General features: G+C 40.4%; 21 protein-coding genes. 10 read left to right on the top strand and 11 right to left on the bottom strand.

What is annotated here, in order from left to right; genetic code table 11:
• Position 1: 1 nt before the first annotated feature.
• The 7 genes from L659_RS0102735 to fabR all read right to left on the bottom strand — a co-directional run bounded on the left by L659_RS0102735 (position 2) and on the right by fabR (position 10,054).
• Positions 2–1,078, bottom strand: coding sequence for a hypothetical protein (locus tag L659_RS0102735; RefSeq protein ID WP_024589515.1), 1,077 nt, complete (start codon positions 1,076–1,078; stop codon positions 2–4).
• Between the two features lie 161 nt (positions 1,079–1,239).
• A complete protein-coding gene (locus L659_RS0102730) occupies positions 1,240–5,916 on the bottom strand; it encodes an OmpA family protein (protein ID WP_024589514.1) in 4,677 nt (1,558 codons plus the stop codon).
• 2 nt (positions 5,917–5,918) lie between these two features.
• A complete protein-coding gene (locus tag L659_RS0102725; RefSeq protein WP_024589513.1) occupies positions 5,919–6,989 on the bottom strand; it encodes a PD40 domain-containing protein in 1,071 nt (356 codons plus the stop codon).
• A gap of 94 nt (positions 6,990–7,083) precedes the next feature.
• Positions 7,084–7,446 carry a hypothetical protein gene (locus L659_RS0102720; protein ID WP_024589512.1) on the bottom strand — a complete coding sequence of 121 codons (363 nt, stop codon included), beginning with the start codon at positions 7,444–7,446 and terminating at the stop codon, positions 7,084–7,086.
• A gap of 1 nt (position 7,447) precedes the next feature.
• Positions 7,448–8,104, bottom strand: coding sequence for a PGRP and LysM peptidoglycan-binding domain-containing protein (locus tag L659_RS0102715; protein ID WP_024589511.1), 657 nt, complete (start codon positions 8,102–8,104; stop codon positions 7,448–7,450).
• A gap of 9 nt (positions 8,105–8,113) precedes the next feature.
• Positions 8,114–9,301 (bottom strand): hypothetical protein, encoded by a 1,188-nt coding sequence (locus tag L659_RS0102710; RefSeq protein WP_231388426.1) that lies wholly within the window; start codon positions 9,299–9,301, stop codon positions 8,114–8,116.
• 129 nt (positions 9,302–9,430) lie between these two features.
• The gene (fabR, locus tag L659_RS0102705) at positions 9,431–10,054 is read right to left on the bottom strand and encodes an HTH-type transcriptional repressor FabR (protein ID WP_007582233.1); all 624 of its coding nucleotides are present in this window, start codon (positions 10,052–10,054) and stop codon (positions 9,431–9,433) included.
• A gap of 126 nt (positions 10,055–10,180) precedes the next feature.
• On the opposite strand from fabR, the gene L659_RS0102700 reads away from it, so the two are divergent.
• Both L659_RS0102700 and sthA read left to right on the top strand, forming a co-directional pair.
• The gene (locus L659_RS0102700) at positions 10,181–11,314 is read left to right on the top strand and encodes an acyl-CoA desaturase (RefSeq protein ID WP_024589509.1); all 1,134 of its coding nucleotides are present in this window, start codon (positions 10,181–10,183) and stop codon (positions 11,312–11,314) included.
• Positions 11,315–11,327: 13 nt separating this feature from the next.
• The gene (sthA, locus tag L659_RS0102695; protein WP_007582237.1) at positions 11,328–12,758 is read left to right on the top strand and encodes a Si-specific NAD(P)(+) transhydrogenase; all 1,431 of its coding nucleotides are present in this window, start codon (positions 11,328–11,330) and stop codon (positions 12,756–12,758) included.
• Between the two features lie 95 nt (positions 12,759–12,853).
• Here sthA and hemE read toward each other — a convergent pair whose 3' ends face one another.
• On the bottom strand, positions 12,854–13,918 hold the full coding sequence (gene hemE / locus L659_RS0102690) for a uroporphyrinogen decarboxylase (RefSeq protein WP_002961084.1): 1,065 nt from the start codon (positions 13,916–13,918) through the stop codon (positions 12,854–12,856).
• A gap of 530 nt (positions 13,919–14,448) precedes the next feature.
• Here hemE and L659_RS0102685 point away from each other — a divergent pair.
• Positions 14,449–14,919, top strand: coding sequence for an Rsd/AlgQ family anti-sigma factor (locus tag L659_RS0102685; protein ID WP_007582240.1), 471 nt, complete (start codon positions 14,449–14,451; stop codon positions 14,917–14,919).
• Positions 14,920–14,984: 65 nt separating this feature from the next.
• Here L659_RS0102685 and fkpA read toward each other — a convergent pair whose 3' ends face one another.
• The gene (gene fkpA / locus L659_RS0102680) at positions 14,985–15,731 is read right to left on the bottom strand and encodes an FKBP-type peptidyl-prolyl cis-trans isomerase (protein WP_007582243.1); all 747 of its coding nucleotides are present in this window, start codon (positions 15,729–15,731) and stop codon (positions 14,985–14,987) included.
• Between the two features lie 215 nt (positions 15,732–15,946).
• On the opposite strand from fkpA, the gene L659_RS0102675 reads away from it, so the two are divergent.
• Both L659_RS0102675 and L659_RS0102670 read left to right on the top strand, forming a co-directional pair.
• Positions 15,947–16,945, top strand: coding sequence for a WD40 repeat domain-containing protein (locus tag L659_RS0102675; RefSeq protein ID WP_024589508.1), 999 nt, complete (start codon positions 15,947–15,949; stop codon positions 16,943–16,945).
• On the top strand, positions 16,932–17,147 hold the full coding sequence (locus L659_RS0102670) for a SlyX family protein (RefSeq protein ID WP_007378900.1): 216 nt from the start codon (positions 16,932–16,934) through the stop codon (positions 17,145–17,147). The genes L659_RS0102675 and L659_RS0102670 overlap by 14 nt, the downstream gene beginning before the upstream one ends.
• Before the next feature lie 32 nt (positions 17,148–17,179).
• Here L659_RS0102670 and L659_RS0102665 read toward each other — a convergent pair whose 3' ends face one another.
• Positions 17,180–17,383 carry a YheV family putative zinc ribbon protein gene (locus L659_RS0102665; RefSeq protein WP_007378899.1) on the bottom strand — a complete coding sequence of 68 codons (204 nt, stop codon included), beginning with the start codon at positions 17,381–17,383 and terminating at the stop codon, positions 17,180–17,182.
• A gap of 132 nt (positions 17,384–17,515) precedes the next feature.
• Here L659_RS0102665 and L659_RS0102660 point away from each other — a divergent pair, with 132 nt between their 5' ends.
• From L659_RS0102660 to L659_RS0102635, 5 genes are all read left to right on the top strand, one after another.
• Complete coding sequence (locus L659_RS0102660) at positions 17,516–19,438, top strand: ATP-binding cassette domain-containing protein (protein WP_024589507.1); 1,923 nt, start codon at positions 17,516–17,518, stop codon at positions 19,436–19,438.
• The gene (locus tag L659_RS0102655; RefSeq protein WP_024589506.1) at positions 19,422–19,844 is read left to right on the top strand and encodes a TIGR02444 family protein; all 423 of its coding nucleotides are present in this window, start codon (positions 19,422–19,424) and stop codon (positions 19,842–19,844) included. The genes L659_RS0102660 and L659_RS0102655 overlap by 17 nt, the downstream gene beginning before the upstream one ends.
• Before the next feature lie 843 nt (positions 19,845–20,687).
• Positions 20,688–21,680 carry a hydrolase gene (locus L659_RS0102645; RefSeq protein ID WP_007582255.1) on the top strand — a complete coding sequence of 331 codons (993 nt, stop codon included), beginning with the start codon at positions 20,688–20,690 and terminating at the stop codon, positions 21,678–21,680.
• Entirely contained in the window at positions 21,677–21,931 is a 255-nt protein-coding gene (locus tag L659_RS0102640; RefSeq protein ID WP_007582257.1) for a YheU family protein, read from the top strand. Before L659_RS0102645 ends, L659_RS0102640 begins: the two co-directional genes overlap by 4 nt.
• Before the next feature lie 64 nt (positions 21,932–21,995).
• Positions 21,996–23,192 carry a dipeptidase gene (locus L659_RS0102635; protein WP_024589505.1) on the top strand — a complete coding sequence of 399 codons (1,197 nt, stop codon included), beginning with the start codon at positions 21,996–21,998 and terminating at the stop codon, positions 23,190–23,192.
• Positions 23,193–23,438: 246 nt separating this feature from the next.
• Here L659_RS0102635 and tuf read toward each other — a convergent pair.
• On the bottom strand, positions 23,439–24,587 hold a 1,149-nt coding region (tuf, locus tag L659_RS0102625; RefSeq protein ID WP_024589504.1), incomplete at its 5' end, for an elongation factor Tu.

Raw genomic sequence — 24,587 nt, 5'->3', positions numbered from 1 at the left:
GTTACAACCCCTGCGCTGCTACATTTGTAATCGCTATTGGACCTAAAGTATCAAGACCCCAAATACCCATTTCCTTTACGCGTGTGATTTTTTTTTCACCTGTTAAAATATTCGTTTTAGTCATAATACTGTATATGTCAGGCACTTCATCCCGACTAGTTGGCCTTTTAAAATCGTTATAGCCAAATTTGAGGGTAACGTCTTTATCAAGTGAAAAAATTACATTGCTGCCCATACCTTTCTCTGAATGCTCTATTTCAGGATTGGCAATATTCACCCAATGAAAATGCGCTTTTGGTCTAATATGAGTCATAAACGCTAAGTATTTTCCATCCGGTGAGATACGGTGGTCCAGCATCTCCCATTTCCTCGGAAAACCAAAGTTCACTTTACGCACTACTTCACCATTAAACTTATGTATCCAAAAGCCATCGTGCTTTACAGCTAAAAACTCTTTATCACCTGGGAGTAAAAAAGCAGCGCCACTGTGGTGAATTTGCGGCCGAGAGGTTAGTTCCCCTGTTGGTACATTGTAGTTAAAATTTTTACCATCTGAGTAAAAAATGACGTTTTCACTGTCTGAGGTCCAGTTAAACCAAGGGTAGCCGCCCCCGCTTGACATGGTAATGAGTTTTTTCTCTTTGGTATCGTATAACTGGCGAGTCGCTCGGTCATTTATATAGCCCGAAATAGCAATATAACGGTTATCTGGTGAGCGTGCTGGTGCATGAATACTAATAGATTCAAGCTTTTGAAATACCTCTTCTGGAATAATACGGCGCCTGTCTGAGCCATCTAACCGTGATGACCACAGCGTGCGCACTGCACTGTATTTATATTTATTCCAAAACATTAACCGCGGGGTTGAAAATGTATCTGCATCACCATACACCTCTTCGCGTATTTCAAGTGGCCACTCTGGATGGTTTTTGTGCTCTTTAACCCATGGGTATTTAGAAACGTCAACGGCTGTTGTGTTTTTTGTACTTTGCGATGATGGCTCTGAGCAACCGCTTAGCAATAAGCTAAAACAAACGCAGAGGACGCAAAGCACGCTGTGATTTTTTAAAAACGTCATTATTAAAATCCTTTTAAGCAGTTAAAGTACTGAGCCAATCTGCACACTATGCCCATACCCTAATAAATAAAAAGCTCATATTCATGAGCTTTTTATTCTTGCTATAATTGCGCTGTTGCGCTCAGTTATGTTAGTGGTGACTACTTAAATTACGAATAAATTTATTCGCTTTTAAAAGCTCCTAGCGGCCTTACTTTCTTCTTTGTAGCATCTTCAACAAACCACTGTTTCACTTCATCTTCAGTCAACCCTTCCTCTGACAAGCGCTTATATAGGTCTTTTTGTGATGGGGTTGAATGATCGCTATTTAGCTCAGCGGCTAATTCTTTTAAATCAGCTTCTGGTAATGTTTTACCCCAAGGTAAATTGCTATTTGTAGGGTTCGGTAGTGGTAACTTTAACTGCAAGCCATGGTTGCTAATTTTATCAGTCATCGAACCGATATCATTAAAATTAAAGCCCGAATTTCCCGCCGAGTTAAAGCTAGCAATACCTAGCTCCATCGTATATTGCCTGTCCTCTTTGTCAGTAAACATATCACTAAATTGGCTTGTAAATATGTCTCCAAAAGGCCTTAAGCCGTTTACTTCAACACGCTTTGGCGACTCATATTTCAAACTAAAATTTGCCGCAAAAACAAAAACCTGCTCTTCACCGGCAAATGCTTCAGCGTCTTTATTATGCCAATTAAGCAGCGCTCGAGCCTGTTTACCTTTTTCGTTATAAGGGCCTGCGTTATTCAATAATTCAATTAACTCTTCATACTCTGGGCCTACCTGCTCATCAATTTGGCACTGGTTGTCATACCACTTATCCTCAAATTGATAGTCATCGTCATGCCACGTATCCACCATTTTATTTAAAATACGCTCTGTTTTATAACCTTTATTTGCATTACGTGTAGCTTTGCCTAAATAGCAAAGTTTTGACTTATACTTCGGGCCTTGATCATTAATACCAATAGTTTGCTGCAGTATTAAATCACATGGCACACTACGCCAATCTAAACCAATGAGTTTTTTTGTATAATTATCAGACTCTAGCTCTGTACAGGTGGCTACAACCATAATATCGACTTGGGTATTCCAATCAAAGTCATCAAATATTATGTCATCGCCAAACTGGCGTACTTTAAACCCTAAACTTTGTGCGGCAGCAAATTCACTCTCAAATAAACGAATAAATTGCCCTTGCCTTTGTATTTTACTGGTTATTAAATAAGGTTTACCCTCACCACCAAAGCGCACCAAAATTCTAATGCTTTTTTCCCCAGCAAAAAGCTCTGGATATACAAAGCTTGAGCTACTACTCGTTAAAAAATCTTTTATTAATAGTGACTCTTCATTACCACCGTTACGCTTTGTATTTAAATCAACATAAAACTCATTCGCCACAAACTTATTTTTTATGCCTAAGGCATAGAGGACCTCAGCAGTGTCAGACTCAAAAATCATCTCATCACTATTATCTTTACGCTCCCCCATTAGTGGCAATACAACTTCACGGCTACTGCCAACTTGCGCACCAATGAAATAACGCATATCAGAGAAATTGTCATCTTGATAATATTCAACTGCAGAGTCGTTTATAATCGAGTAAAAAGCTTCTTCGTGCACCATAGGCTTGGTACCTAAATACGTTTTTGGCCCCAACTGAAAAAATGGTGTAAATACACAACCAAACTTTCCGGCAAAGTGCTTTTCATTATTTAATAGCTCAGACTCTACAAGCGGCCTTACTAGCTCTTTATAAGCAAGCTCGTTATTTACGCCATCACAGCGCGTTACTTTCAAGGTAATAGGGGCAATACCGGTCATCGTATCGTTAAACACAACGAGAACACGAATCGGGGTGAATGGCGTTAGCCGCTTTAGTTTATTGGCAATAATTGGCAACCATTTTTTTGAAGTCTGGTCTTGATAATATATAGCGCTGTGATGATAGCTCGCCTCACCATAGTCAGAAAATACTGGTTCAAATGTGTTTGCAAAGCTTTCGAGGTATTTATTGCCTTCTTTTTCTTGCGTAGCAAATGTGTGAATGGGGAAGTAATTTTGAAATTCAGCCGTAATATAATTATGCTCACGCGCTACTGTCGGCACCGTCATCATATAAAAACCATACGGGTTAGATTGCGATTGCAAATAAAGCGTGTTTTCAGGATCTGTAACTACGGCTTTACGTGTCGCTTTATCTAGCAAGCTGTAGTTATCACTAAAGCCGTAAAGTGCTTTTTTATCACCATTTTTACTTTGCTTTTGATTGGTAATGCTATCAATTAAAAATACCCAAAATGTATCCATCCTAATTGATGCACCGGGCAAATTAGGCAGTGCCCAGCTATCACCTAATAAAAAGTTTTCTATGTATTGTTTTACTTTATAGCGTTCTAAATTTGAATAATATTGGCTTTTATCACCTTCACGCTGAGCCCTTAGTAGCAATCCCATAAGGCCCGATATTGCCTCTGAGCGCAGCCTAAATTGAGCTGCCCATTGTGTACTTTGCTGCGTTTTTCCGTCTTTATTATATTCACTTAATAGCTCATGCATCATACCTTGATTAGCTGCACACTCCTGGCCTAGGCGTTTATCTCGCTGAATTTCTGCGTAGAATTGTTTACAGGCGTTATCGAGGAGTGCTTCATCCATTAAATTCGCAGCCGACGTAGCAATAGCGCCACCCGCTTTTATTACCGCTACTGCCGCGGCAATGGGAGCTGTTATTGGGATAAATGCCATAACACCCAGAGCAATGTTAATCATTTGCCACGCCATATCGTCGCCTGTTTCATCTACTTTTATATCATTGGCTACGGTTAAATTACGAAAGCGCTCTAAACTGTCCATACCTTCACGAGATGGGCAAACATTTATTTGGCTAATAGCATACGCCGCAATATGTACACGGCGGTTTTGTGCTCGGCTTGCCTCATCTTTATTATTTATAAGTGGTTGAGCATAACCCAGCCCAAGCACTTCAATACGCGCTTCATCAATGCCTGCTTGGGTCACTAAAATGTGCTTAACAGCCTCTGCTCGTCGCTCAGATAACGCAATATTATAATCGTAATTACCTATATCGCAGGTGTGGCCTGCCACGGTTACTTTAAGGTTCTCATTTTGCTTAAGCGCTTTTATAACGGCCTCGCTTTGCTGCAAAATAGTATTGCGGTAATCATCGGTTACTTGCTCGCTATTAAGCGAAAACGTTCCTTCAATTACGACATCTTTTACAATTTCTTTGGCACTTAAATGCTCAAAGTAATCGTTAGCAACCGTTTTATAGTGCCGTTTAGCTTGCGCTAAATTAGGGATATTTGTACCAAATTGCTGCAACGTAGTTTGCCCAAGTGCTGCAATATTTGTGGTTAAGTCAGCTATATTGAGTGCATTACCTGCTGCATCCATTGCCACCTTAGGAATGCCGAGCTTTTTACCTAAACTTTTATTATAGCTTTCCATTGCTGCTGGAGTGTTAGCTGGTAAGCGCCACAAATTTTCTGCAAGTGCTTGCCGCCAAGCATCGGTTGTAAAGGCTGCGCGAGCTTCACGTAGCTTTTTCCAAGCATCCTGCCCATCTTGCATAGCAAACACGGAATCTAGCGTTGCTTGAATAGTTTTATCTTCTGTTTCGTTTAAATGAGTATGTATTGCTTTAGCAATTTTACTCCCTAAAACAAACTTACCATTAGTGGTAAAATTACCGTTACTGGCACTGGCTGTTATATCGGTATTTATTAACCCTGCGGCTAATTGTGCACGGCCTTTAGCCACCGCCCATCCATGGCAAAAGCTCTCAAAGCCGCTGGCTATTTTTATTGGTTCATCACTAACTTTTGCGCGACCAACCTCTTTACCGTTTTCATCTTTAATACTAATATTTTTAGGGTCATAGGTAGCATGCTCGGTTTTTAAATCTTTTGCATAACTTATTAAGTGGCTATAAAAGCGAGGAAATTGCTTTATTATTGCCTCTTCAACCGAAAGCGGATCGCAGTTAATTACATCAAACTCACCTGCCTCATTTTTTATATCAAAGTGGATCATTTCGGCAAGTTCATAGTAATAATGTGTGCCGTCAAATTTAATAGATTTAGTACACCAGCTTGCAATATTGGCCTCATAGGTATTCCGCTGAAGCCTTATTTTTACTCTATACAACCCTTTGGGTAGTATCTTGTTAGTACCGGTTATCACCGCTAAGTTAGTTTCAGTGACGAAAGTAGCTGGTATATCTCTACCTATAGGCGACGACAAAACAATATTTTCACCCGGAGAAAGAAGCGGGATGTTTGGGTTAATACTTAATACAACAGCCCTCGTTTTTGCCAACACATACGCTTGAATACTCTTTACGTTTTTTTGAATTATTTCCCTTTCATACCACTTATTGTAAGTGTCGTCTTCGCTATTTTCTGTAGGCTGTTTTAAATTGGTAATAGGGATTGTTTGTAACTCTAATAACGGTGTATTTGAGCTACTGTAATTTTTTAAATTATCAACAAATTCTTTAGCCCATCCTCTAGGGTTATTATTGGCAATGAGGCCAATGGACTCCATTGGCGGAATAATAATAGGCCGTTGATTATTAGCCATGTAGGCATGAAACGGCTGACGTACTTCTAATGAGTCACTATTTATTGTCGATAAAATACCGGCTTTATTCGTTTTTAACACAATAGGCTTTTTTGTATTATAAGTGGCTGACTTTGGCTGTTCAGCAATAACAATTCGGTTTGCTACCGGCGTTAATTTGCCAATCGGTTTATTATGTTTAACATATCCAGTTAGTAAATAAACCAATGGGCTTGCAGATCCTTTGCTAATATCATGCATAATTAGTTACTCTGTGCTTTTTGGTTGGTAATAGCGATAGGTGCTAAAACGTTAAGGCCCCAAATATTCATTTCTTTAGTACGCGTAATACGTTTCTCTCTCGTTAAAATATTGGCTCTAGTGATAATGCTATAAGTAACAGGTCTACCAAGCTCATCAACCTCGCCCATCGGGTTAAAACCAAATTTAAGCGTGACATTTTCGTCCAATGAAAATATCACTCCACCACCCTCCCCTTTTTCTGAGTGCTCTATTTCAGGGTTTGCAATATTCACCCAGTGGAAGTGAAAATCTTCTCTACCATACGTCATAAACGCTAAATACTTGCCGTCTGGTGAAATACGGTGGTTTTTCATTTCCCATGCTCTCGGAAAACCAAAGTTCACTTTACGCACTACTTCACCATTAAACTTATGTATCCAAAAGCCATCGTGCTTTACCGCTAAAAACTCTTTATCACCAGGCAGTAAAAAAGCAGCGCCACTGTGGTGAATTTGCGGTCGAGAGGTGAGTTCCCCTGTAGGTACATGGTAATTAAAGTTTTTGCCATCTGAGTAAAAAATGACGTTTTCACTGTCTGAGGTCCAATTAAACCACGGGTAGCCGCCACCGCTTGACATGGTGATTAGCTTTTTCTCTTTAGTATCGTATAACTGGCGAGTCGCTCGGTCATTTATATAGCCCGAAATAGCGATATAACGGTTATCTGGTGAGCGTGCTGGTGCATGTATACTAATAGATTCAAGCTTTTGAAATACCTCTTCTGGAATAATACGGCGCCTGTCTGAACCATCTAACCGTGATGACCACAGTGTGCGCACTTCACTGCCTTTATATTTATTCCAAAACATTAACCGCGGGGTTGAAAATGTATCTGCATCTCCGTACACCTCTTCGCGTATTTCGAGTGGCCACTCTGGGTGGTTTTTGTGCTCTTTAGCCCATGGGTATTTAGCAACATCAACCTCTGCTTGTGGTGAACTTTGCGATGAGGGCTCTGAGCAACCGCTTAGCAGTAAGCTAAAACAAACGCTGAGAGCGCAAAGCATGCTGTGATTTTTTAAAAATGTCATTAAAACTATCCTTTTACTACATGCACTTATTTACGAGGTAATATAAATAAGTGCATTCATTAAAACTTGTGTTATTAAAATAAAGTGCTTGCACTTACTCTTCTACTATTTCTGCCATTAAAACGGTTTCTGGCGTTTGGTCGTGAAGCTCACTGAATGGGACATTGTCGAAAATATAATAAGCTGGCTGACCATCATTTGGGTCTTGCATTAAATCAAAATTGCCACTTTGAGGGATATCAGTAAATTTTATTTTTACCCAGGTAGAATCGAGCCTTACACTGGCTATAGACTGTACCTGTTGCCAGCTATGTTGTTTATTTATAAGTATAAGCTGCTCTTTATCGTACTTTGGCGTATTTGGATCAACCTGATACATAAATACAAAAGCAGGCTTAACCAGAGTTAACGGGTTTATGTTATTTACTACCATTGCCATACTGTGCGAGGCACTCATACTAACTCCCAAATACTTGTTGTAGTTTTGCTTTGGTTTTAGGGCCTGGTATGCCGTCTATGTCGAGATCGTGCTCGTACTGAAATTCCTTTACACCAATGCGAGTTTTTTTACCCATAACACCATCAACCGTACCACAATCAAACCCAAGCATATTGCACCGGCCTTGCACACCTGAAAGCGTGTCTATTGGATCTAGATTGCCTATTTGCACGTTAAAGCTTTTAGTTGGTGTGGTATCGCCTTCATTTAGGTATAAATCGACTGTGCCGGTTAGGGCGTCGTTACTATTAAGCTCTACTTCGATAAGCCCATCACTTTGCAATACGGTATCTATTGTTTGGTTACCAATATTAAGTACTACGCGTTTACCGACTACGTCATCGCCGTCGTCGTACGATACTTGCAGACGAAAGTACTCTTTTTCGTTTTGTACAACAAAGCTGTTAATACTGTTGGTGCGCAGCGGTATAAACTTTTCTTTTTTAGGCGGAATCGTAATTTTATCGCCCGGGTAAATTAAGTTTGGGTCTGGGCGTAGGGCTTTAAACTCTGCATTGCTTGGGTGGTTGTAAAGCGCTTTAGATGTTTGGTAGCCGTATTGCTTTGCTATGCGCAATAGCGTTTCACCTTGAGCTACAGTGTGTTGTTGGGTCATTGTGTATCCTTAAACTTTGCCTACAGACCAATCTTCGCTGTCGAGTTCAAAAAAGCTGACTTTAGCGTTTTCAAAGTCGGGGCCTGATACGTTGGCATAACCGTTTTGATCAAGTTGCCCGGTAATAATGTGGCCGTTGCGTAGGCGTATTTTGTAGCCCATATTAGCTTGTGGTTCGCCAGCTTCGTCGAGTAGTTCTATTTCGTAGGCTAAAGTGGGTTGTTCAACAGTAAATGTGGTGGTGTCGGTTGCGCCACTGGCCGTTACCGTAACATTATAAAGACCCGGTTTTACCTCAGCGTAGTGCTGCCAAAACGAGACTTCGTCTGGGCGTTTTTTTTCTAGTTGTAGTGTTATTTGACCACTTGTTGGCCCTTGCCACTGAATAACTACACTGCGACTGTTACTGCATGAGCCTTCTATATTGAGTTTCCAACCACTGGGTACTGTTAAGCTTGTGCCTGCTTTAGCAGGTTTTCGCTCGCTATAGCCTAAGTTGTAATCGTAAATTAAATTGGCATTTTTATAGCCGGTATATTGCTGTGCGAGTTGCTCTACGGTTTCGGCGGCGCTAAGTACATGGGTTGTAAAATTTTGCCTAACAGTGTGAGACGCTTTTAGTAGCATTGTGCTGTTTAGCTCTGGCTTATAAATACGTACAGCGGGCGCATGCTGTTGTATAGGTTGCGCTGCTTTTTTAGGTTTTTGGTTATAACTTTGCTGATTTATAAATTGCGGACTATTTTGCGCAGCTGATTGGCTGTTTATAAATGCAGAAGTGCTTGGCGTCATTACTGTGTTATTTATAAAAGTATTGTTTTGCAACGCTGTTTGCGATGATGTAATTGAACCATTATTAACCGCGCCCGAGTACTTTGTTGGTGCTTGAGTTTGTTTTGGGTAAACAGCTAGGCGTGTACTAGCTTGCTTAAACAGAGAATATGGTACCTTTTTCCACTCTTTGTCTTTAGCCCAATATTGGCACCGAGTGTCGTCGCGTAATCGCGCAGCTTGGTGTTTATCTAGCGCACCAAACAGGTTGTCTTGCAGTTGCCTTTGCAACACTTTAGGAAGTTTGCAAAGCTGAGCACGACTTAAATAAGAGAATGTAACCACAGGCTCTGAATTTTCAGGCTCATTATGTGGTTGTTCAAATAGTGGGGGGTAATTTAAGTTCACCGGATCCTTGGTGAGCATTTGCATCCTCGCTTTCTCTTAATAAGAGACTTATTTATTATTTAGTTACGGCTAAAAGGTATGCCGTTATTATAGTGCGTTAATATAAAGAAATAGGCACAAAAAATCTACAATGAATTTTTAAATTTGCTAACTTTGTTCAGTGTTTTCTCTTACGTAATGTCCGGCTCCACGAGTAATATAACGCAGCTGCCAAATAACGCGCTCAATCAATTCGTCGCGTTGCAATCCTTCTATATCGAGCGCTTCTGCACCCGCATTAAATACGAGCGTTACCATAGATTCCGCCTGAATATAGGCATGCATAGCGTTGCACTTAGTTTCGCTTTCTAGATAGTGAGCCAACTCTAAAATAAAATGCTTTACCTCGCGGGCTACAGCGGCTCTAAATGCTTTAGAAGTCCCAGATCGTTCTCGCAGCAACAACCTAAATTGGTTACTTGAGTTATCAATAAACTCCATAAAAGTAACCACTGAGGTATTTATAACACTGCCGCCATCGTTTGCTATTCGTCTGCGTGCTTGACGCATTAGTTGGCGAAGAGTTAAGCCCGCTTCGTCTACCATGGTTAAACCTAGCTCATCCATGTCTTTAAAATGACGATAAAAAGAAGTTGGGGCAATACCAGCTTCTCGTGCCACTTCGCGTAAACTTAAATTCGAAAAACTATGATCAGCACTCAGCTGATTAAATGCCGCTTGAATTAACGCCTGTCGTGTTTTTTGTTTCTGTTGCGCTCTAACACCCGACATCAACAGCTCCCTGAATTATTTTATATGAATATTTAGTGATATTAGCTCAATTGTACAGTCTAATACTTGACGACGAGAGTTTGAAATACTATTTTAGCTTACAGTTGTACGCTGAGATTGAGAATTATGAATAAACCACCGATTATTTGGACAAACGTCCTATTTTTTAGCCTAACCTTTTTGGCGGCTGCCACACTTGTACCTTGGTACGCCATTAGCTACGGATTTACCAGCGCGCATTGGATTGCTTTTGTTGGCTGCATGTTTTACGCAGGCTTATCAATTACTGCCGGCTACCATCGATTATGGGCACATAAAACCTATAACGCACACCCTGCAGTTGAATTTATTTTTGCGCTAGGCGGTGCTTTTGCACTACAAAACAGTGCTCTGCATTGGAGTAGCGATCACCGTATACATCACGGTCAAGTTGACGACCCAATAAAAGACCCTTACGCGGCTACCAATGGTTTTTGGTATAGCCATATCGGCTGGATGTTACGTGACTACCAAGGCGATAGCTACAACGACTATAGTAATTGTCGTGATTTACAACGAAATAAAGTCGTTATGTGGCAACATAAGCACTACTTAAAACTAGCTATTGCTATGAACGTAGGTTTGCCTCTTGCACTTGGTTTATTAGTTGGTGATGTGTGGGGTATGTTAATTCTTGCAGGTTTACTACGCTTAGTACTAAGCCAACACTTTACCTTTTTTATAAACTCAGTTGCACATATTTGGGGCTCTCGCCCATACACCGAAAAAAATACGGCACGCGATAACGGCTTTTTAGCGTTATTTACATACGGTGAGGGGTATCACAACTTCCACCATATTTTTGCAAGCGACTACCGTAACGGTATTAAATGGTTTCATTACGATCCAACAAAATGGATGATCCGCTCTTTAGCAGCTGTTGGTTTAGCTAATAAATTGAAGCGTACACCTGTTGAACGTATCGAAAAAGCAAAGGCCGAAACGCTAATGAGCAAAACGCAAACGCGTCTTGCAAAATTGCCTTTAGCACAAGATAAGATTACATTATTACAACAAGAGTACGATTTACTGCTGAAAAAACTGCAAAATTATTGTTCACTACAAAAACAAGTGTTAGAAGTTAAAAAAAATAACATGGCAAAGCAGTGTGAACGCTCAGCATTAATGGCACAATACCATGAGTTGGAAGCCGCCTGGGAAAATCAAAAACAGGCATGGCTAGCACTTAATGCGAGGTTATTAAAAGCCTCTTTTAATTAATTTAGGAGTGGCTGTGGCCAAACAACCAGAACAAAAAAAAGTACCCGTGACATACCAATATGATGCAATAATTATTGGCACGGGTCCTGGCGGTGAAGGTACCGCCATGAACCTTTCAAAAAACGACAAAAAAGTAGCGGTTATTGAACGCCAAGAATCAGTTGGTGGCGGTTGTGTACATTGGGGAACAATTCCTTCAAAAGCGCTTCGCCACTCTGTTAGCCGCTATATTGAATACAAAGCAAATCCGTTATTTAATGTTGGTGAGCGCCCTAGCCGCCTGACATTTCCTGATATTTTACGTCACGCAAGTTCTGTTATTTCTAAGCAATCTAATTTACGTAGTAGCTTTTACGATCGTAACCGCATTCATATGTTTCAAGGTGATGCGAGCTTTGTAGATAAGCACACAATTGAAGTAAAACGAAATGATGGTTCAACTGAGCGACTGACTGCTAAAACGATTGTTATAGCAACCGGCTCACGCCCTTATCGCCCACCAGAGGTAGATTTTACGCATTCTCGTATTTATGAGAGCGACACTATTTTAGGTCTTAAACACGACCCTCACCGCGTACTTATATACGGCGCTGGTGTAATTGGTTGTGAGTACGCTTCTATATTTAAAGGTTTAGGCGCTAAAGTTGATTTAGTTAATACACGCGACCGACTACTTGCTTTTATGGATGCTGAAATATCTGACGCGCTTAGCTATCACTTTTGGAACAGCGGTATTGTGATACGTCACAACGAAGAGTTTGACCGAATAGAGACCCGTGACGACTGCGTTATTATGCATTTAAAATCAGGCAAACGCGTAAAAGCTGACTGTATTTTATTTGCTAATGGCCGTACTGGTAACACTGATACATTAAACCTTGAAGCCATTGGTTTAAAAGCCGATAGCCGTGGCCAATTAAAAGTTAACGAAACATACCAAACAGAAGTTGATAACGTTTACGCTGTAGGTGATGTAATTGGCTATCCAAGCCTTGCTAGTGCTGCGTTTGACCAAGGTCGCATAGCTGCTGATGCAATTGCATGTGGTAACTGTGATGACAGACTGATTGTTGATATTCCGGCCGGTATTTATACCATCCCAGAAATGAGCTCAGTCGGTAAAACCGAGCAAGAGCTTACAGCCGCTAAAGTACCATATGAAGTTGGCCGTGCTCAGTTTAAGCATTTGGCACGTGCGCAAATTGCGGGCACTGAAGTAGGTAGTTTAAAAATATTATTCCACACTGAAACCAAAGAAGTACTTGGCGTACATTGTTTTGGCGAGCGTGCATCTGAAATTGTTCACATTGGCCAAGCCATTATGGAACAGAAAAATGGTGGCAATAATATCGACTACTTTGTAAATACCACATTTAACTACCCGACCATGGCTGAAGCCTACCGTGTTGCGGCATTAAATGGTTTAAATCGCTTATTTAAATAAGTAGTTTTAAAAGCCTTTATAAATAGGTAACAAAAAACCCGCAACTTAGCGGGTTTTTTACTTTTAAACAGTTTTAAAGTTTATTTAAGTAGCTATTACTTATGGTACTTAGCACTTAGCTCATGTACTGCATTAATGAATACACCAGCATTTTCAGGGTCTACATCTGGTGTAATACCGTGGCCTAAGTTAAACACGTGGCCATTGCCTGTACCGAAGTCTTCTAAAATAGTGCCTACTTCTTGACGAATACGCTCTGGTGTACCGTGTAACATAGATGGGTCCATATTACCTTGTAGAGCTACTTTATCACCCACACGGCGTTTAGCGTCGCTAATATTAATAGTCCAATCAAGACCAATTGCATCACAACCTGTTGCTGCAATAGCTTCAATCCATTGACCACCATTTTTAGTGAACAAAGTAACCGGTACTTTACGACCATCGTATTCACGAATTAAGCCATCTACAATTTTATGCATATATTGCAGTGAAAATTCGTTGTAATCGCGCGGGCTTAATACACCACCCCATGAGTCAAATACCATTAGCGATTGCGCGCCAGCTTTAATTTGAGCATTTAAATAATCAATAACTGAGTCAGCTAACTTATCGAGTAATAAATGAAGTGTTTGCGGCTCTGCAAACGCCATTTTTTTGATTTTACCAAATACTTTGCTGCTACCGCCTTCAACCATATAAGTTGCTAGCGTCCAAGGTGAACCAGAAAAACCAATAAGCGGTACTTCACCTTTAAGTTCACGACGAATAGTGCTTACTGCGTTCATTACGTAGCCAAGCTCGTCTGTAGGATCTAACTTTGGAATTTTTTTAACATCAGCAAGTGATGAAATAGGACGTTCAAACTTAGGGCCTTCGCCAGTTTCAAAGTAAAGACCTAAACCCATCGCATCTGGAATCGTTAAAATATCACTAAATAATATAGCGGCATCTAACGGGTAGCGACGTAATGGCTGCAGTGTTACTTCACATGCAAGCTCAGCATTACGGCACAGGCTCATAAAATCGCCCGCTTGTGCACGTGTAGCGCGATACTCTGGTAAATAGCGTCCTGCTTGGCGCATCATCCATACCGGAGTTACATCAACAGGTTGTTTTGCAAGTGCACGTAAATAACGGTCGTTTTTTAATTCGCTCATGGCGTAAATTATCCTAAGACTTGTATAAATTGTGCAAGATTGTACCACCATATTCTCCGACCCTCTATTGCTTAGGGACGAAAACAATATTCCCTAGAGGCAGATCAATATAATGGCGTGCTTTAATCCATTTTGACTATAAAACAAGCAAAAAAGAATAACATTTAAAACTTTTTATTAATATGTTTGCAACATTACAAAAACCTTGTTATTGTTTGTCCCGCGTTAACAAAAACAATAATAAAAATCTTAAAACAATAAAAATAAATGTTTTAAAATAATAACAATAAAAATCATCTCATAAAAATAAGAAAGCTTGTTATAACAAGTCACTGAAAGAAATTAGACCACCGTAACTGGTGGTTTTTTCTTGCCTAAAATAAAATCCCTCGCCTTAGATTATATAAAAAGGTACACCCCTCAAAGTAGCTCAACTTTACTTGTTGATATACTCGCAAATTAAATATATCTTGATGTACATAAACTTATTATATTCTAATTGAAAGACCAACCCAGCTAGGAGAACAGTTATGCTGACGCGTGTAGAAAAAGCTCAACAAAAATGGGGTGGTAGCCACACAGTAATTGATAAATGGCTAAACGAACGCCAAGACCTTATTGTACTTTATTGCAAAATTGCAGGTTTTACGCCGTACGAAAAACAAGATCAAGCATTGCCAGAGCCAAAACTAATTGAATCATTTTGCCAACTTTTAATGGATTACCTATCTGCGGGCCATTTTGAAGTGTATGACGATATAGCAAAAGCATGTGAAAAAAAGGGCTTACAGAGCCAAGAGCTTGCAAACTCTATTTACCCGCGTATTTCCAGTACAACCGACATAGCGTTAGATTTTAATGATAAGTACGCTGAAGTAGACAAAGAAGACTTGTTAAAGGGTTTTGATGATGACTTGTCTGTTATTGGTGAGGCATTAGAAGCACGCTTTGCACTTGAAGATGAGCTTATTGATAACTTGTTTTCTAATCACGCAAACTAATATGTTATTTACGCATATTAAAAAAGGGACCTAAGGTCCCTTTTTGCATTTACACAATAAACTTATTATTGTGCTGGTGCTTCTTCATTTTGAATTTCAAGTAATTCAACTTCAAATACAAGTGTTGAATTAGCTGGAATCTTACCTAAGTCACGGTCGCCGTAAGCAAGTTCTGAAGGAATAGTGAACTTGTACTTAGAACCCACTGACATAAGTTGTAAACCTTCAGTCCAACCAGCAATTACGCGGTTAAGAGGGAAAGTTGTAGGTTCGTTACGTGCATATGAGCTATCAAACTCAGTACCGTCTAATAAAGTACCTTTGTAGTGTACTTTAACTACATCAGTTGCTACTGGCTTTTCGCCATCGCCTTCGCTAAGTACTTCATACTGCAGGCCAGACTCAGTTACTGTAACGCCTTCTTTTTTAGCGTTGTCAGCTAGGTATTTAACACCCGCTTCTTTGCTTTTTTCAGACTCTACTTTTGCTTTTTCTTCTTGCTTAGTACGTACTGATGTATCTAGTTCAGTTAATACTTCGCGAATTTTTTCTTCGTCAATTTTTGCATTACCAGCAAGTGCATCTTCAAAACCACGGATTAGAAGTGCTTGGTCTAGTTCAATACCAATTTCTGTTTTGTCTGCTAAGTCTTTATTTAAAAAGTTACCTACAGATGCACCAATACCGTATGCTTGTTGCTGTTCTACAGTGTCTAATTTAACTTCAGCTTGTTCTTTTTTTGCTTCTTGATTACAAGCTGTAAGCGCTAAAACTGACGCTGCAATCAATGACAATCTAATCGTCTTTTTCATTTTAAATCTCCGACACACTTTGCAGTTGTCATTTTAATGTATTATTACTAGTTAAAGATTAACGGCCCACATGATAGGCTGCTTGTTTAATGACTAAATTCCACATTGTTAGCTAAACTAAAAACATATCCAGTGATTAGACAAACAACCTAGGCATTTAACGCGTCCTAGTCTAACCTCTCAGTCACTAAGAGTTAAGGGGAAATACCTGTAATATGTCGATATTTCGTACTTTTTTAATCGTATTTAGCTGTTTTTTAGCCATCGCCTGTACCGATAAAAAACAACACGCTGTAGCAAGTTACGAACATGCTGCACAAGGTGCGTTTTCATCAACACTTTCAAACGATGGTAAATACAGTTTGATCTCCTCTATCAACCATGGGGTCGCCCTGTGGGATAATCAACAGCAGGTACTAAAATACCAATGGTTTCAGCAGCAAGATCAAGACAGTTTGGTATACGCCGTTGCTATTGCTTTTGATAACAGCGTGGCTGTTACCGCCGAAAAAAACACGTTTGCTGTGTGGGATATAGCCACAGGCAAAAATAAAGGTTATTACAAAATACAAAAAGCCAGTATTCGCGATATTGCTATTAGCAATCAAGGCCGTAGTGTTTTATACGGCCGTAGCGACGGCGTTGTCGTATTTGTAAACCTAGAAACCGGACGTCGTATTGAGTTTTTAGGTCATCAAGATAAAGTTAACACCGTTGACCTATCACCTAACGGACGCTACGCCTTAAGTGGTTCTAACGATTATGTTGCTTACTTTTGGGATACACGTACAGGGCAAGTAATTCATCGTTTTAATCACCCAACGCGTGTTACCCAAGTGACGCTCGATCCACAAGGTCGCTATGCGTTTACGGCCGATAGTATGGCACAAGCAAATGTATGGAAGCTGACTACAGGTGATCTTGTGAGTAAACTGAAGTATATTGCGCGTCAGAAAATTTTTACTGCTGTGCGTTTTAACGAACAAGGCACTTTGCTTGCAACCGGCTCGCCAAATAAGCGCGTAGATTTGTGGCAAATACCAAGCGGTGAAAAGATTCAAACTTGGCAGGTTACCCCGCGCGAAGGCAGTAAGCCTAAATCGGCGGTGGTGCTAGATGTGACATTTACAGATAACGGTAAGTCGTTGTTAACCGAAAGCTCCAGCGGTATCGCAGAGCGATTTATTATACGAGAGAATAATGAACACAATTGAACATCGCTTAATGGAACTTGAAGCCAAAGTGGCTTTTCAAGATGAGACGATTGAAGTCTTAAATGATGAAATAAAAGTGCACCAGCAACTTTTAGCAAAAATGAAACGCCAAACTGAGCTGCTAGCAGAGAAGATTAAAGAGTCGCAGTCATCATCGTCTATGATGTCTGAAGCACCTGAGCCGCCTCCACCGCATTACTAAAACCGGTAAAAATTAGGCAATAAAAAACCGGGTTAGTCGCCCGGTTTAAATACACCAATTACTTGTTCAAATTGGCGAGTAGACGCCTGAACAGCGTTATCGGGTTGCGCCATTTTATGACCACACTCAACACACTCTACTTTTTCAACATCATGTTCTCTGTATAGCATCATAGTATCCATGGCTTTGCAGTCAGGGCACGATGCACCAGCAATAAATCGCTTCTTTTGTCTCACAACATTTTTCCTGTGGTTTGAACTGCCGCTATTTTATCGTATAACTTCACTTGTTGATACGCTTGATAAGAGCATTAAGTTCTATGTTATGATAGCGCCAACTTAACAAGGGCACAGCAAAGTAACGCATTCATGATCCAAATCTCAGAAATAGAACTACTTCGTGGCGGTAAAGCCTTATTAAAAAACGCATCAGCTACATTATTTCCAGAACACAAAGTAGGCCTTGTTGGCGCTAATGGCTGTGGGAAATCAACGTTATTTGGTTTACTAAAATCAGAACTACAACTAGATGCCGGTAACTGCAGCATTCCAAAAGATTGGTCTATTGCCTCTGTTAAGCAAGAGACACCTGCACTTGAAATAAGCGCGATTGATTATGTACTTCAAGGCCACCCAGAATACTACGCAATGCGCATAGCACTGCGTGAGGCCGAGAAAAACAACGATGGCGACACACAAGCCAAAGTACATATTCAGCTTGAAAACATTAAAGGCTACAGCATTGAATCAACCGCCGGTGAGCTATTACACGGCTTAGGCTTTGCCAATAACCTAATAGAAAACCCTGTCAGCTCGTTTTCGGGTGGTTGGCGTATGCGTTTAAACCTTGCCCAAGCATTAATACGCGACGCCGATTTACTATTACTCGATGAGCCAACAAATCACCTTGATTTAGATGCCGTTTATTGGCTTGAACGCTTTTTACGTGCTTATACCGGCACCCTTGTACTTATATCGCATGACCGTGAGTTTTTAGATGCGGTGGTTGACCAAATTTGGCATGTAGATAAGCAACTTATCAATGTGTACAAAGGTAACTACTCGCAGTTTGAACGCCAAAAAGCAGAGCGTTTACTACAACAACAAGCAATGTTTGATAAGCAGCAAGATCAAATTGCACACTTAGAGCAATTTATAACGCGCTTTAAAGCAAAAGCCAGTAAAGCTAAACAAGCACAAAGCCGTGTAAAAGCACTAGAACGCATGGAAAAACTAGCGCCAGCACATGCCGACTCGCCATTTAACTTTGAGTTTGCAGAGCCAAAAGCATTACCAAACCCACTAATGACAATAGATAAAGCCAAAGCGGGTTATGGTGACGTCACTATTTTAAATAATATAGAGCTAAACCTTGTACCAGGTAGCCGAATTGCTTTACTTGGTCGAAATGGCGCGGGTAAATCAACGTTAATTAAACTGCTTTCTGGTGATTTAGAGCCGCAAGCGGGCGAAGTTATTCAGCATCACGGATTAAATATTGGTTACTTTGCGCAGCATCAGCTTGAATCTCTTGATTTAAAAGCCAGTGCAATAACGCACATACAACGACTAGACCCAAAAGCCACTGAACAATCACTACGTGACTTTTTAGGCGGCTTTGCCTTCATTGGCGATAAAGCACTTGAGCCTGTAGCCCCATTTTCGGGCGGCGAAAAAGCACGTTTAGTGCTTGCCATGTTGGTATATCAAAAGCCAAACCTACTGCTTCTCGATGAGCCAACTAACCACCTTGATTTAGAAATGCGCCATGCACTTGTTATGGCACTACAAGGCTTTGAAGGCGCTATGGTTACCGTATCGCACGATCGCCACATGCTTAAAAATACTGCCGATGAGTTTTACTTAGTAGATGACGGCAAAGTGACCCAGTTTGGCTACGACCTAGATGCATATTACCAATGGTTACTTAACGCGAATAAAGAAGCGGTTAAAGCGCAGCAAACCGACGAGCCTAAAGCAAACCCAGGCGTTAACCGTAAGGAGCAAAAGCGTTTAGAGGCTGAATTTAGAAAAGCCACTCAGCCACTTAAAAAGCAAATTGAAAAGCTTGAAAAGCAACTCGATAAATTCACCGCTGAATTAAGTGAAGTTGAAGTGACCTTAGGTGATAACGAACTCTACAACGACGACAACAAAGCTAAGCTTAAAGAGTTATTAGCCAAGCAAGCAACGCTTACACCTAAACTTAACGACGTTGAAGAAGAGTTACTTATGGCACTTGAAGAAATGGAAGAAAAAGAGCAGGCATTCGCCGATGAACTTGCTCAATAGCGACCATTTTTGGCAGTTTGCGTGCACCTTGTACGCAAAGCCTGTGCAACAAACAACCTTGCTGGCACTACAAAACCAGCAAGGAAAAAACGTTAATTTATGCTTATTACTGCTTTATTTAGACTCATTAAATTTAAGCGTTAATGCCCAACAGTTAAATGAGTTAATAAACGCAATTAGTGAGTTTGATACTCACGCATTACAACCTCTGCGCGCTGCCCGTAGCTATTTAAAAGCTAACCAAAATACAATAAGTGATTACGCCACAATACGCGCAGAGTTGCTAAGCACTGAGCTAAAGCTTGAAAAACAACAGCAACATATGTTGATTGAAGCAGTAAATGAGCTTGAATTAATCGAGCATGCAGAACCAAACAATATTGAGCTGTATATGAAAGCCACTTAGGCTGCTACTTTTTATACCCTCCTCCACTGCTCATTCTCTTTTCTTTGTGCAAAAAACCTTTAAATAATTTATTCACAAAGAGGTTAAGAGGCGCTTCGCTTTTAGAGGAAAACAAACTAGATTACTTAGGTAAAAATATAAATATTGAGCGGTTGTTTAGCTCAGCATTTTATTACCCTGCCCTAATTTTCTTCTCTTTTTCTTCTTTTTGCGCAAAGACCTTTAAGTAATTTACTCACAAAGAGGTTAAGAGGCGCTTCGCTTTTAGAGGAAAACAAACTAAATTACTTAGATATAAATATTGAGCAGTTTGTTGCTCTACCCTCATTTACTTCTCATTCTTTTCTCTTTGTGCAAAAAATCTTTAAGTGGTTTACTCAAAAAAGTTTAAAGCGCTACGCTTTTAGGTAAAGTGAAAAACTCTCTTAGCTCTCAGTGGTAATAACTTAGTAGCCCTTAAAGCATGATCGAGATCAACTTAGCTTCACCCCTATATCTGCTTATGTAAATAACTTGATCTCGATCACGTTGCGACCTGCAAACACCACCTATGATTAACCCATCAACAACGAGGGGAACAACTCATGAACGTATTCTTTAGAGACTTTTTTACAGATCCAGTTTTATTTATGTCTTTTGGGTTTTTAACCATCGTTGTTTCTTTGTGTATATTTTTTGCTTTTTTCTTTTTGAAAAAAATACATGATGCAGAAATCCCCGAACAAAATTAAGCACGACGCACTAAAGCGCCTTATTAGTTTACTAGTTAGGCGCTTTTTATTTTCTGAAGCGAAAAATTTGGTACACTAGCTTTTCGTTTAATACAAAGTGCGTAGTACAAACATGATCTCTCAGTTCAAACCAGCATGGTGGATGACCAATCGTCACGTTCAAACCATAATGCCGCGTTTTTTCCGCCCATTTCACCACACTCGCTACGAACTTGAGCAACTTGATACACCTGATGGTGACTTTATTGAGCTCGCATGGTCACTTCCACATAACGAAACCGCTCCACTTGCCGTTGTTTTACATGGCCTTGAAGGCAATATAAATAGCTTTTATGCCAAAGGCATGATGAAGGCGTTAAAAAAGCAAGGTTATGCAGTTGTGCTTATGCACTTTAGAAATTGCTCAACTGAAGTCAATCGCCTACCTCGCGCTTATCACAGCGGTGACACCGCCGATTTAGCCTTTTTTATAAATCACTTAAAGCTGCAATTTCCTGAGCGCACTATGGTCGCTGTAGGTTTTTCGTTAGGCGGTAACGTACTGGCCAAATACTTAGGTGAACAATCACAAGCATGCCCACTAAGTGCTGCAGCGGTGGTATCTGCTCCTTATGATTTGTCGTCATCAAGCGATGTTATTCGTAAAAGCTTAGGTAAAATTTACCAAAAATATCTGCTCGATCGGATGAAAAAATCAATGCAGCGAAAGCTGCCACAAATTAAGCAGCAAATTTCACTAACACCAAAACAGTTAATGAAAATTGACGATTTATTAGAGTTTGATAATCAGTTAACAGCCCCTCTGCATGGTTTTGAAAACGCACACGATTACTATCGCAAAGCCAGTGCAATGCCGTACTTAAAAGATATCGCTATACCTACACTTATTATTCATGCCAAAGACGACCCAATGCTCTCAATTAAGGCTGTACCAAGTAGGCAAGACGTAAGTGAGCATGTTACGCTGCGCATCTCTGACAAAGGCGGACACGTTGGTTTTATTAGCGGTAAAAATCCGTTTAAGCCTATATTTTGGTTAGAGAAAGCCGTGCCATGCTATTTTGGGCAACATGTTTTAGGCAACGCAAACAAAGAGCAATTATGATTATCCCTTTTGAACAACTCGATAAAGATACACTATACAACCTAATAGAAAGCTATGTACTGCGCGAAGGCACCGATTATGGCGAAGTAGAAGCAAGCATCGAATCTAAAGTTAACCAAGTTAAGCTACAGCTTAAAAATGGCGAAGCAATGGTGTTTTTCTCTGAATTACATGAGTCAGTTACTATTATTTCTAAGGGCGAATTTAAAGCGCTGCAAAGTGAAGAGCATCAAGCAGAGGCGTTTGATTAAGGTGTAGTACTTGTAACTTTTGAATTGAACGTACACAATGGCTTTTTACCCAAAGAGCCAAAACATGATAAAACTCAGCACTCTAGTGGTAGCCATATCACTAGCTTTAACTAGCCAAGCCCAAGCAGAACAAACAATAACAGCATCTGACAAGGCAATTAAACTCGCTAAAGACACCATTTTAATTGATACCCATATCGACGTACCTTATCGAATTCACGAAAGCTGGGTTGATGTAACTAAAGCGACAACTGATGGCGATTTTGACTACCCTCGCGCTGTAAAAGGCGGTTTAAATGCCCCATTTATGTCGATTTATATTCCTGCGCATTTGGAATTTGAAGGTAAAGGAAAAAGCTACCAGCTAGCCAATCAAATGATTGATAGTATGGAAGCCATAGCCCAGCGCGCACCCGATAAGTTTGCTATTGCTAGCTCAAGCACTGATATAGAAGAGCAATTTAAACAAGGTAAGCTTTCTATAGCCATGGGTATGGAAAACGGCTCTCCTATTGAAGGGGATATGAAAAACCTTCAGCACTTTTACGACCGTGGTATTCGCTACATTACGCTAGCGCACTCGCAAAGCAACCATATTTCGGATTCGTCTTACGATATACGCCGTAAATGGAAAGGCTTAAGCCCATTTGGTAAAGAGCTTGTCACTGAAATGAATAATATTGGTATGCTAATCGATGTATCGCATATTTCTGATGATGCGTTTTATCAGGTTATGGATCTATCTAAAACACCCGTAATTGCCTCACATTCATCACTTCGTAAATACACGCCTGGCTTTGAGCGTAATATGAATGACGATATGCTATTGGCACTTAAAGAAAATGGCGGCGTTATTCAAATTAACTTTGGCTCAAGCTTTGTTACCGCTAAAGCAGGCAGTTGGGGCAAGCAGTTAAAAAACACAAAAGAGTCCGTTAAAAAAGACGGCACTAAATTAAGCAAAGATTTTGATGCTGCATACCGTGCTAAAAACCCATACCCATTTGCAAGCCTTGAGCAAGTACTTGATCATATTGATCACGTAGTTGAGCTAATTGGTATTGATTATGTAGGTATTGGCTCTGATTATGACGGAGTTGGTGACTCGTTACCTATCGGTTTAAAAGATGTATCTAGCTACCCTAATCTTGTTCAAGGTTTAATGGACAGAGATTACAGCGACAAAGATATTAAAAAGATTCTTAGCGGTAATTTATTAAGAGTTTTAAAACAAGCTGAAGAGTATGCGAAAAAGCATTAAAGCTTTTATCATATATTAGTAATTGGCTAAAAGCCCAAGAGCTAACTCAATATAAGCACGGCCTAGCCGTGCTTTTTTTATATCTAAGAGCTCAGTTATTTTCAGCAACCTTTCTCCTCGGGTTTCGTAAAACTCAACCCAAGCTACGGCAATAAAGCTATACCTAGGAGCAAATCACTTTTCTTCAGGCATTAAAAAAGGCCACCTGAGTGACCTTTTTCTAACAATTAACTTTAAAGTTAATTATTACGCTACGATAGTTGCTACAACACCAGCACCTACAGTACGACCACCTTCACGGATAGCAAAACGAAGACCTTCATCCATCGCGATTGGTGCGATTAGAGTTACTGTCATCTTGATGTTATCACCAGGCATTACCATTTCTACGCCATCTGGTAACTGTACGTCACCTGTTACGTCAGTTGTACGGAAGTAGAACTGTGGACGGTAACCTTTGAAGAATGGAGTATGACGACCACCTTCATCTTTCGAAAGTACGTATACTTCTGAAGTGAATGTAGTATGTGGGTTGATTGAACCAGGCTTAGCTAGTACTTGACCACGTTCAACATCTTCACGTTTAGTACCACGTAGAAGTGCGCCGATGTTTTCGCCAGCACGACCTTCGTCTAGAAGCTTACGGAACATTTCAACACCAGTACAAGTAGAACGAGTTGTATCATTGATACCAACAATTTCTACTTCGTCATTGATGCGGATGATACCAGCTTCAACACGACCAGTTACAACAGTACCACGACCCTGGATTGAGAAAACGTCTTCGATAGGCATGATGAAAGGCTTATCAATGTCACGCTCTGGCTCTGGGATGTAAGTATCAAGTGCGTTTGCAAGCTCAACAATCTTATCTTCCCACTCTTTCTCGCCTTCTAACGCTTTAAGCGCAGAACCAGCAATTAGAGGTAAGTCATCACCTGGGAAATCGTATTCTGAAAGAAGTTCACGAACTTCCATTTCTACTAGTTCAAGTAGCTCTTCGTCATCTACCATGTCACATTTGTTCATGAACACGATGATGTAAGGAACGCCAACTTGACGAGAAAGAAGGATGTGCTCACGCGTTTGTGGCATAGGGCCATCAGTCGCAGCAACTACTAAGATCGCGCCGTCCATTTGAGCAGCACCAGTGATCATGTTTTTAACATAATCGGCGTGACCAGGACAATCTACGTGTGCGTAGTGACGTGAAGGAGTATCGTATTCAACGTGAGACGTTGAAATAGTGATACCACGTTCGCGCTCTTCAGGAGCGTTGTCGATTGATGCGAAATCTTTAGCAACACCGCCGTATACTTTTGCAAGTACGTTAGTGATTGCTGCAGTTAGTGTAGTTTTACCGTGGTCAACGTGGCCGATTGTACCAACGTTTAC

The organism is Pseudoalteromonas sp. S8-8 (assembly GCF_000497875.1).
In the GTDB taxonomy this organism is placed as follows: Bacteria; Pseudomonadota; Gammaproteobacteria; order Enterobacterales; family Alteromonadaceae; genus Pseudoalteromonas; species Pseudoalteromonas arctica.
The sequence above is the reverse complement of the archived record's forward strand: the minus strand, read 5'-3'. Positions and strand labels throughout refer to the sequence as shown.

Excerpts from the sequence above, each read along its gene's own strand:
- hemE (WP_002961084.1), bottom strand. The coding sequence starts at position 13,918 with ATGAGCGAATTAAAAAACGACCGTTATTTACGTGCACTTGCAAAACAA.
- L659_RS0102720 (WP_024589512.1), bottom strand. The coding sequence starts at position 7,446 with ATGAGTGCCTCGCACAGTATGGCAATGGTAGTAAATAACATAAACCCG.
- L659_RS0102710 (WP_231388426.1), bottom strand. The coding sequence starts at position 9,301 with ATGCTCACCAAGGATCCGGTGAACTTAAATTACCCCCCACTATTTGAA.
- L659_RS0102700 (WP_024589509.1), top strand. The coding sequence starts at position 10,181 with ATGAATAAACCACCGATTATTTGGACAAACGTCCTATTTTTTAGCCTA.
- L659_RS0102675 (WP_024589508.1), top strand. The coding sequence starts at position 15,947 with ATGTCGATATTTCGTACTTTTTTAATCGTATTTAGCTGTTTTTTAGCC.
- L659_RS0102645 (WP_007582255.1), top strand. The coding sequence starts at position 20,688 with ATGATCTCTCAGTTCAAACCAGCATGGTGGATGACCAATCGTCACGTT.
- fabR (WP_007582233.1), bottom strand. The coding sequence starts at position 10,054 with ATGTCGGGTGTTAGAGCGCAACAGAAACAAAAAACACGACAGGCGTTA.
- L659_RS0102670 (WP_007378900.1), top strand. The coding sequence starts at position 16,932 with ATGAACACAATTGAACATCGCTTAATGGAACTTGAAGCCAAAGTGGCT.
- L659_RS0102685 (WP_007582240.1), top strand. The coding sequence starts at position 14,449 with ATGCTGACGCGTGTAGAAAAAGCTCAACAAAAATGGGGTGGTAGCCAC.
- L659_RS0102635 (WP_024589505.1), top strand. The coding sequence starts at position 21,996 with ATGATAAAACTCAGCACTCTAGTGGTAGCCATATCACTAGCTTTAACT.
- L659_RS0102660 (WP_024589507.1), top strand. The coding sequence starts at position 17,516 with ATGATCCAAATCTCAGAAATAGAACTACTTCGTGGCGGTAAAGCCTTA.
- fkpA (WP_007582243.1), bottom strand. The coding sequence starts at position 15,731 with ATGAAAAAGACGATTAGATTGTCATTGATTGCAGCGTCAGTTTTAGCG.
- L659_RS0102730 (WP_024589514.1), bottom strand. The coding sequence starts at position 5,916 with ATGCATGATATTAGCAAAGGATCTGCAAGCCCATTGGTTTATTTACTA.
- L659_RS0102735 (WP_024589515.1), bottom strand. The coding sequence starts at position 1,078 with ATGACGTTTTTAAAAAATCACAGCGTGCTTTGCGTCCTCTGCGTTTGT.
- L659_RS0102725 (WP_024589513.1), bottom strand. The coding sequence starts at position 6,989 with ATGACATTTTTAAAAAATCACAGCATGCTTTGCGCTCTCAGCGTTTGT.
- L659_RS0102640 (WP_007582257.1), top strand. The coding sequence starts at position 21,677 with ATGATTATCCCTTTTGAACAACTCGATAAAGATACACTATACAACCTA.
- L659_RS0102655 (WP_024589506.1), top strand. The coding sequence starts at position 19,422 with ATGAACTTGCTCAATAGCGACCATTTTTGGCAGTTTGCGTGCACCTTG.
- L659_RS0102715 (WP_024589511.1), bottom strand. The coding sequence starts at position 8,104 with ATGACCCAACAACACACTGTAGCTCAAGGTGAAACGCTATTGCGCATA.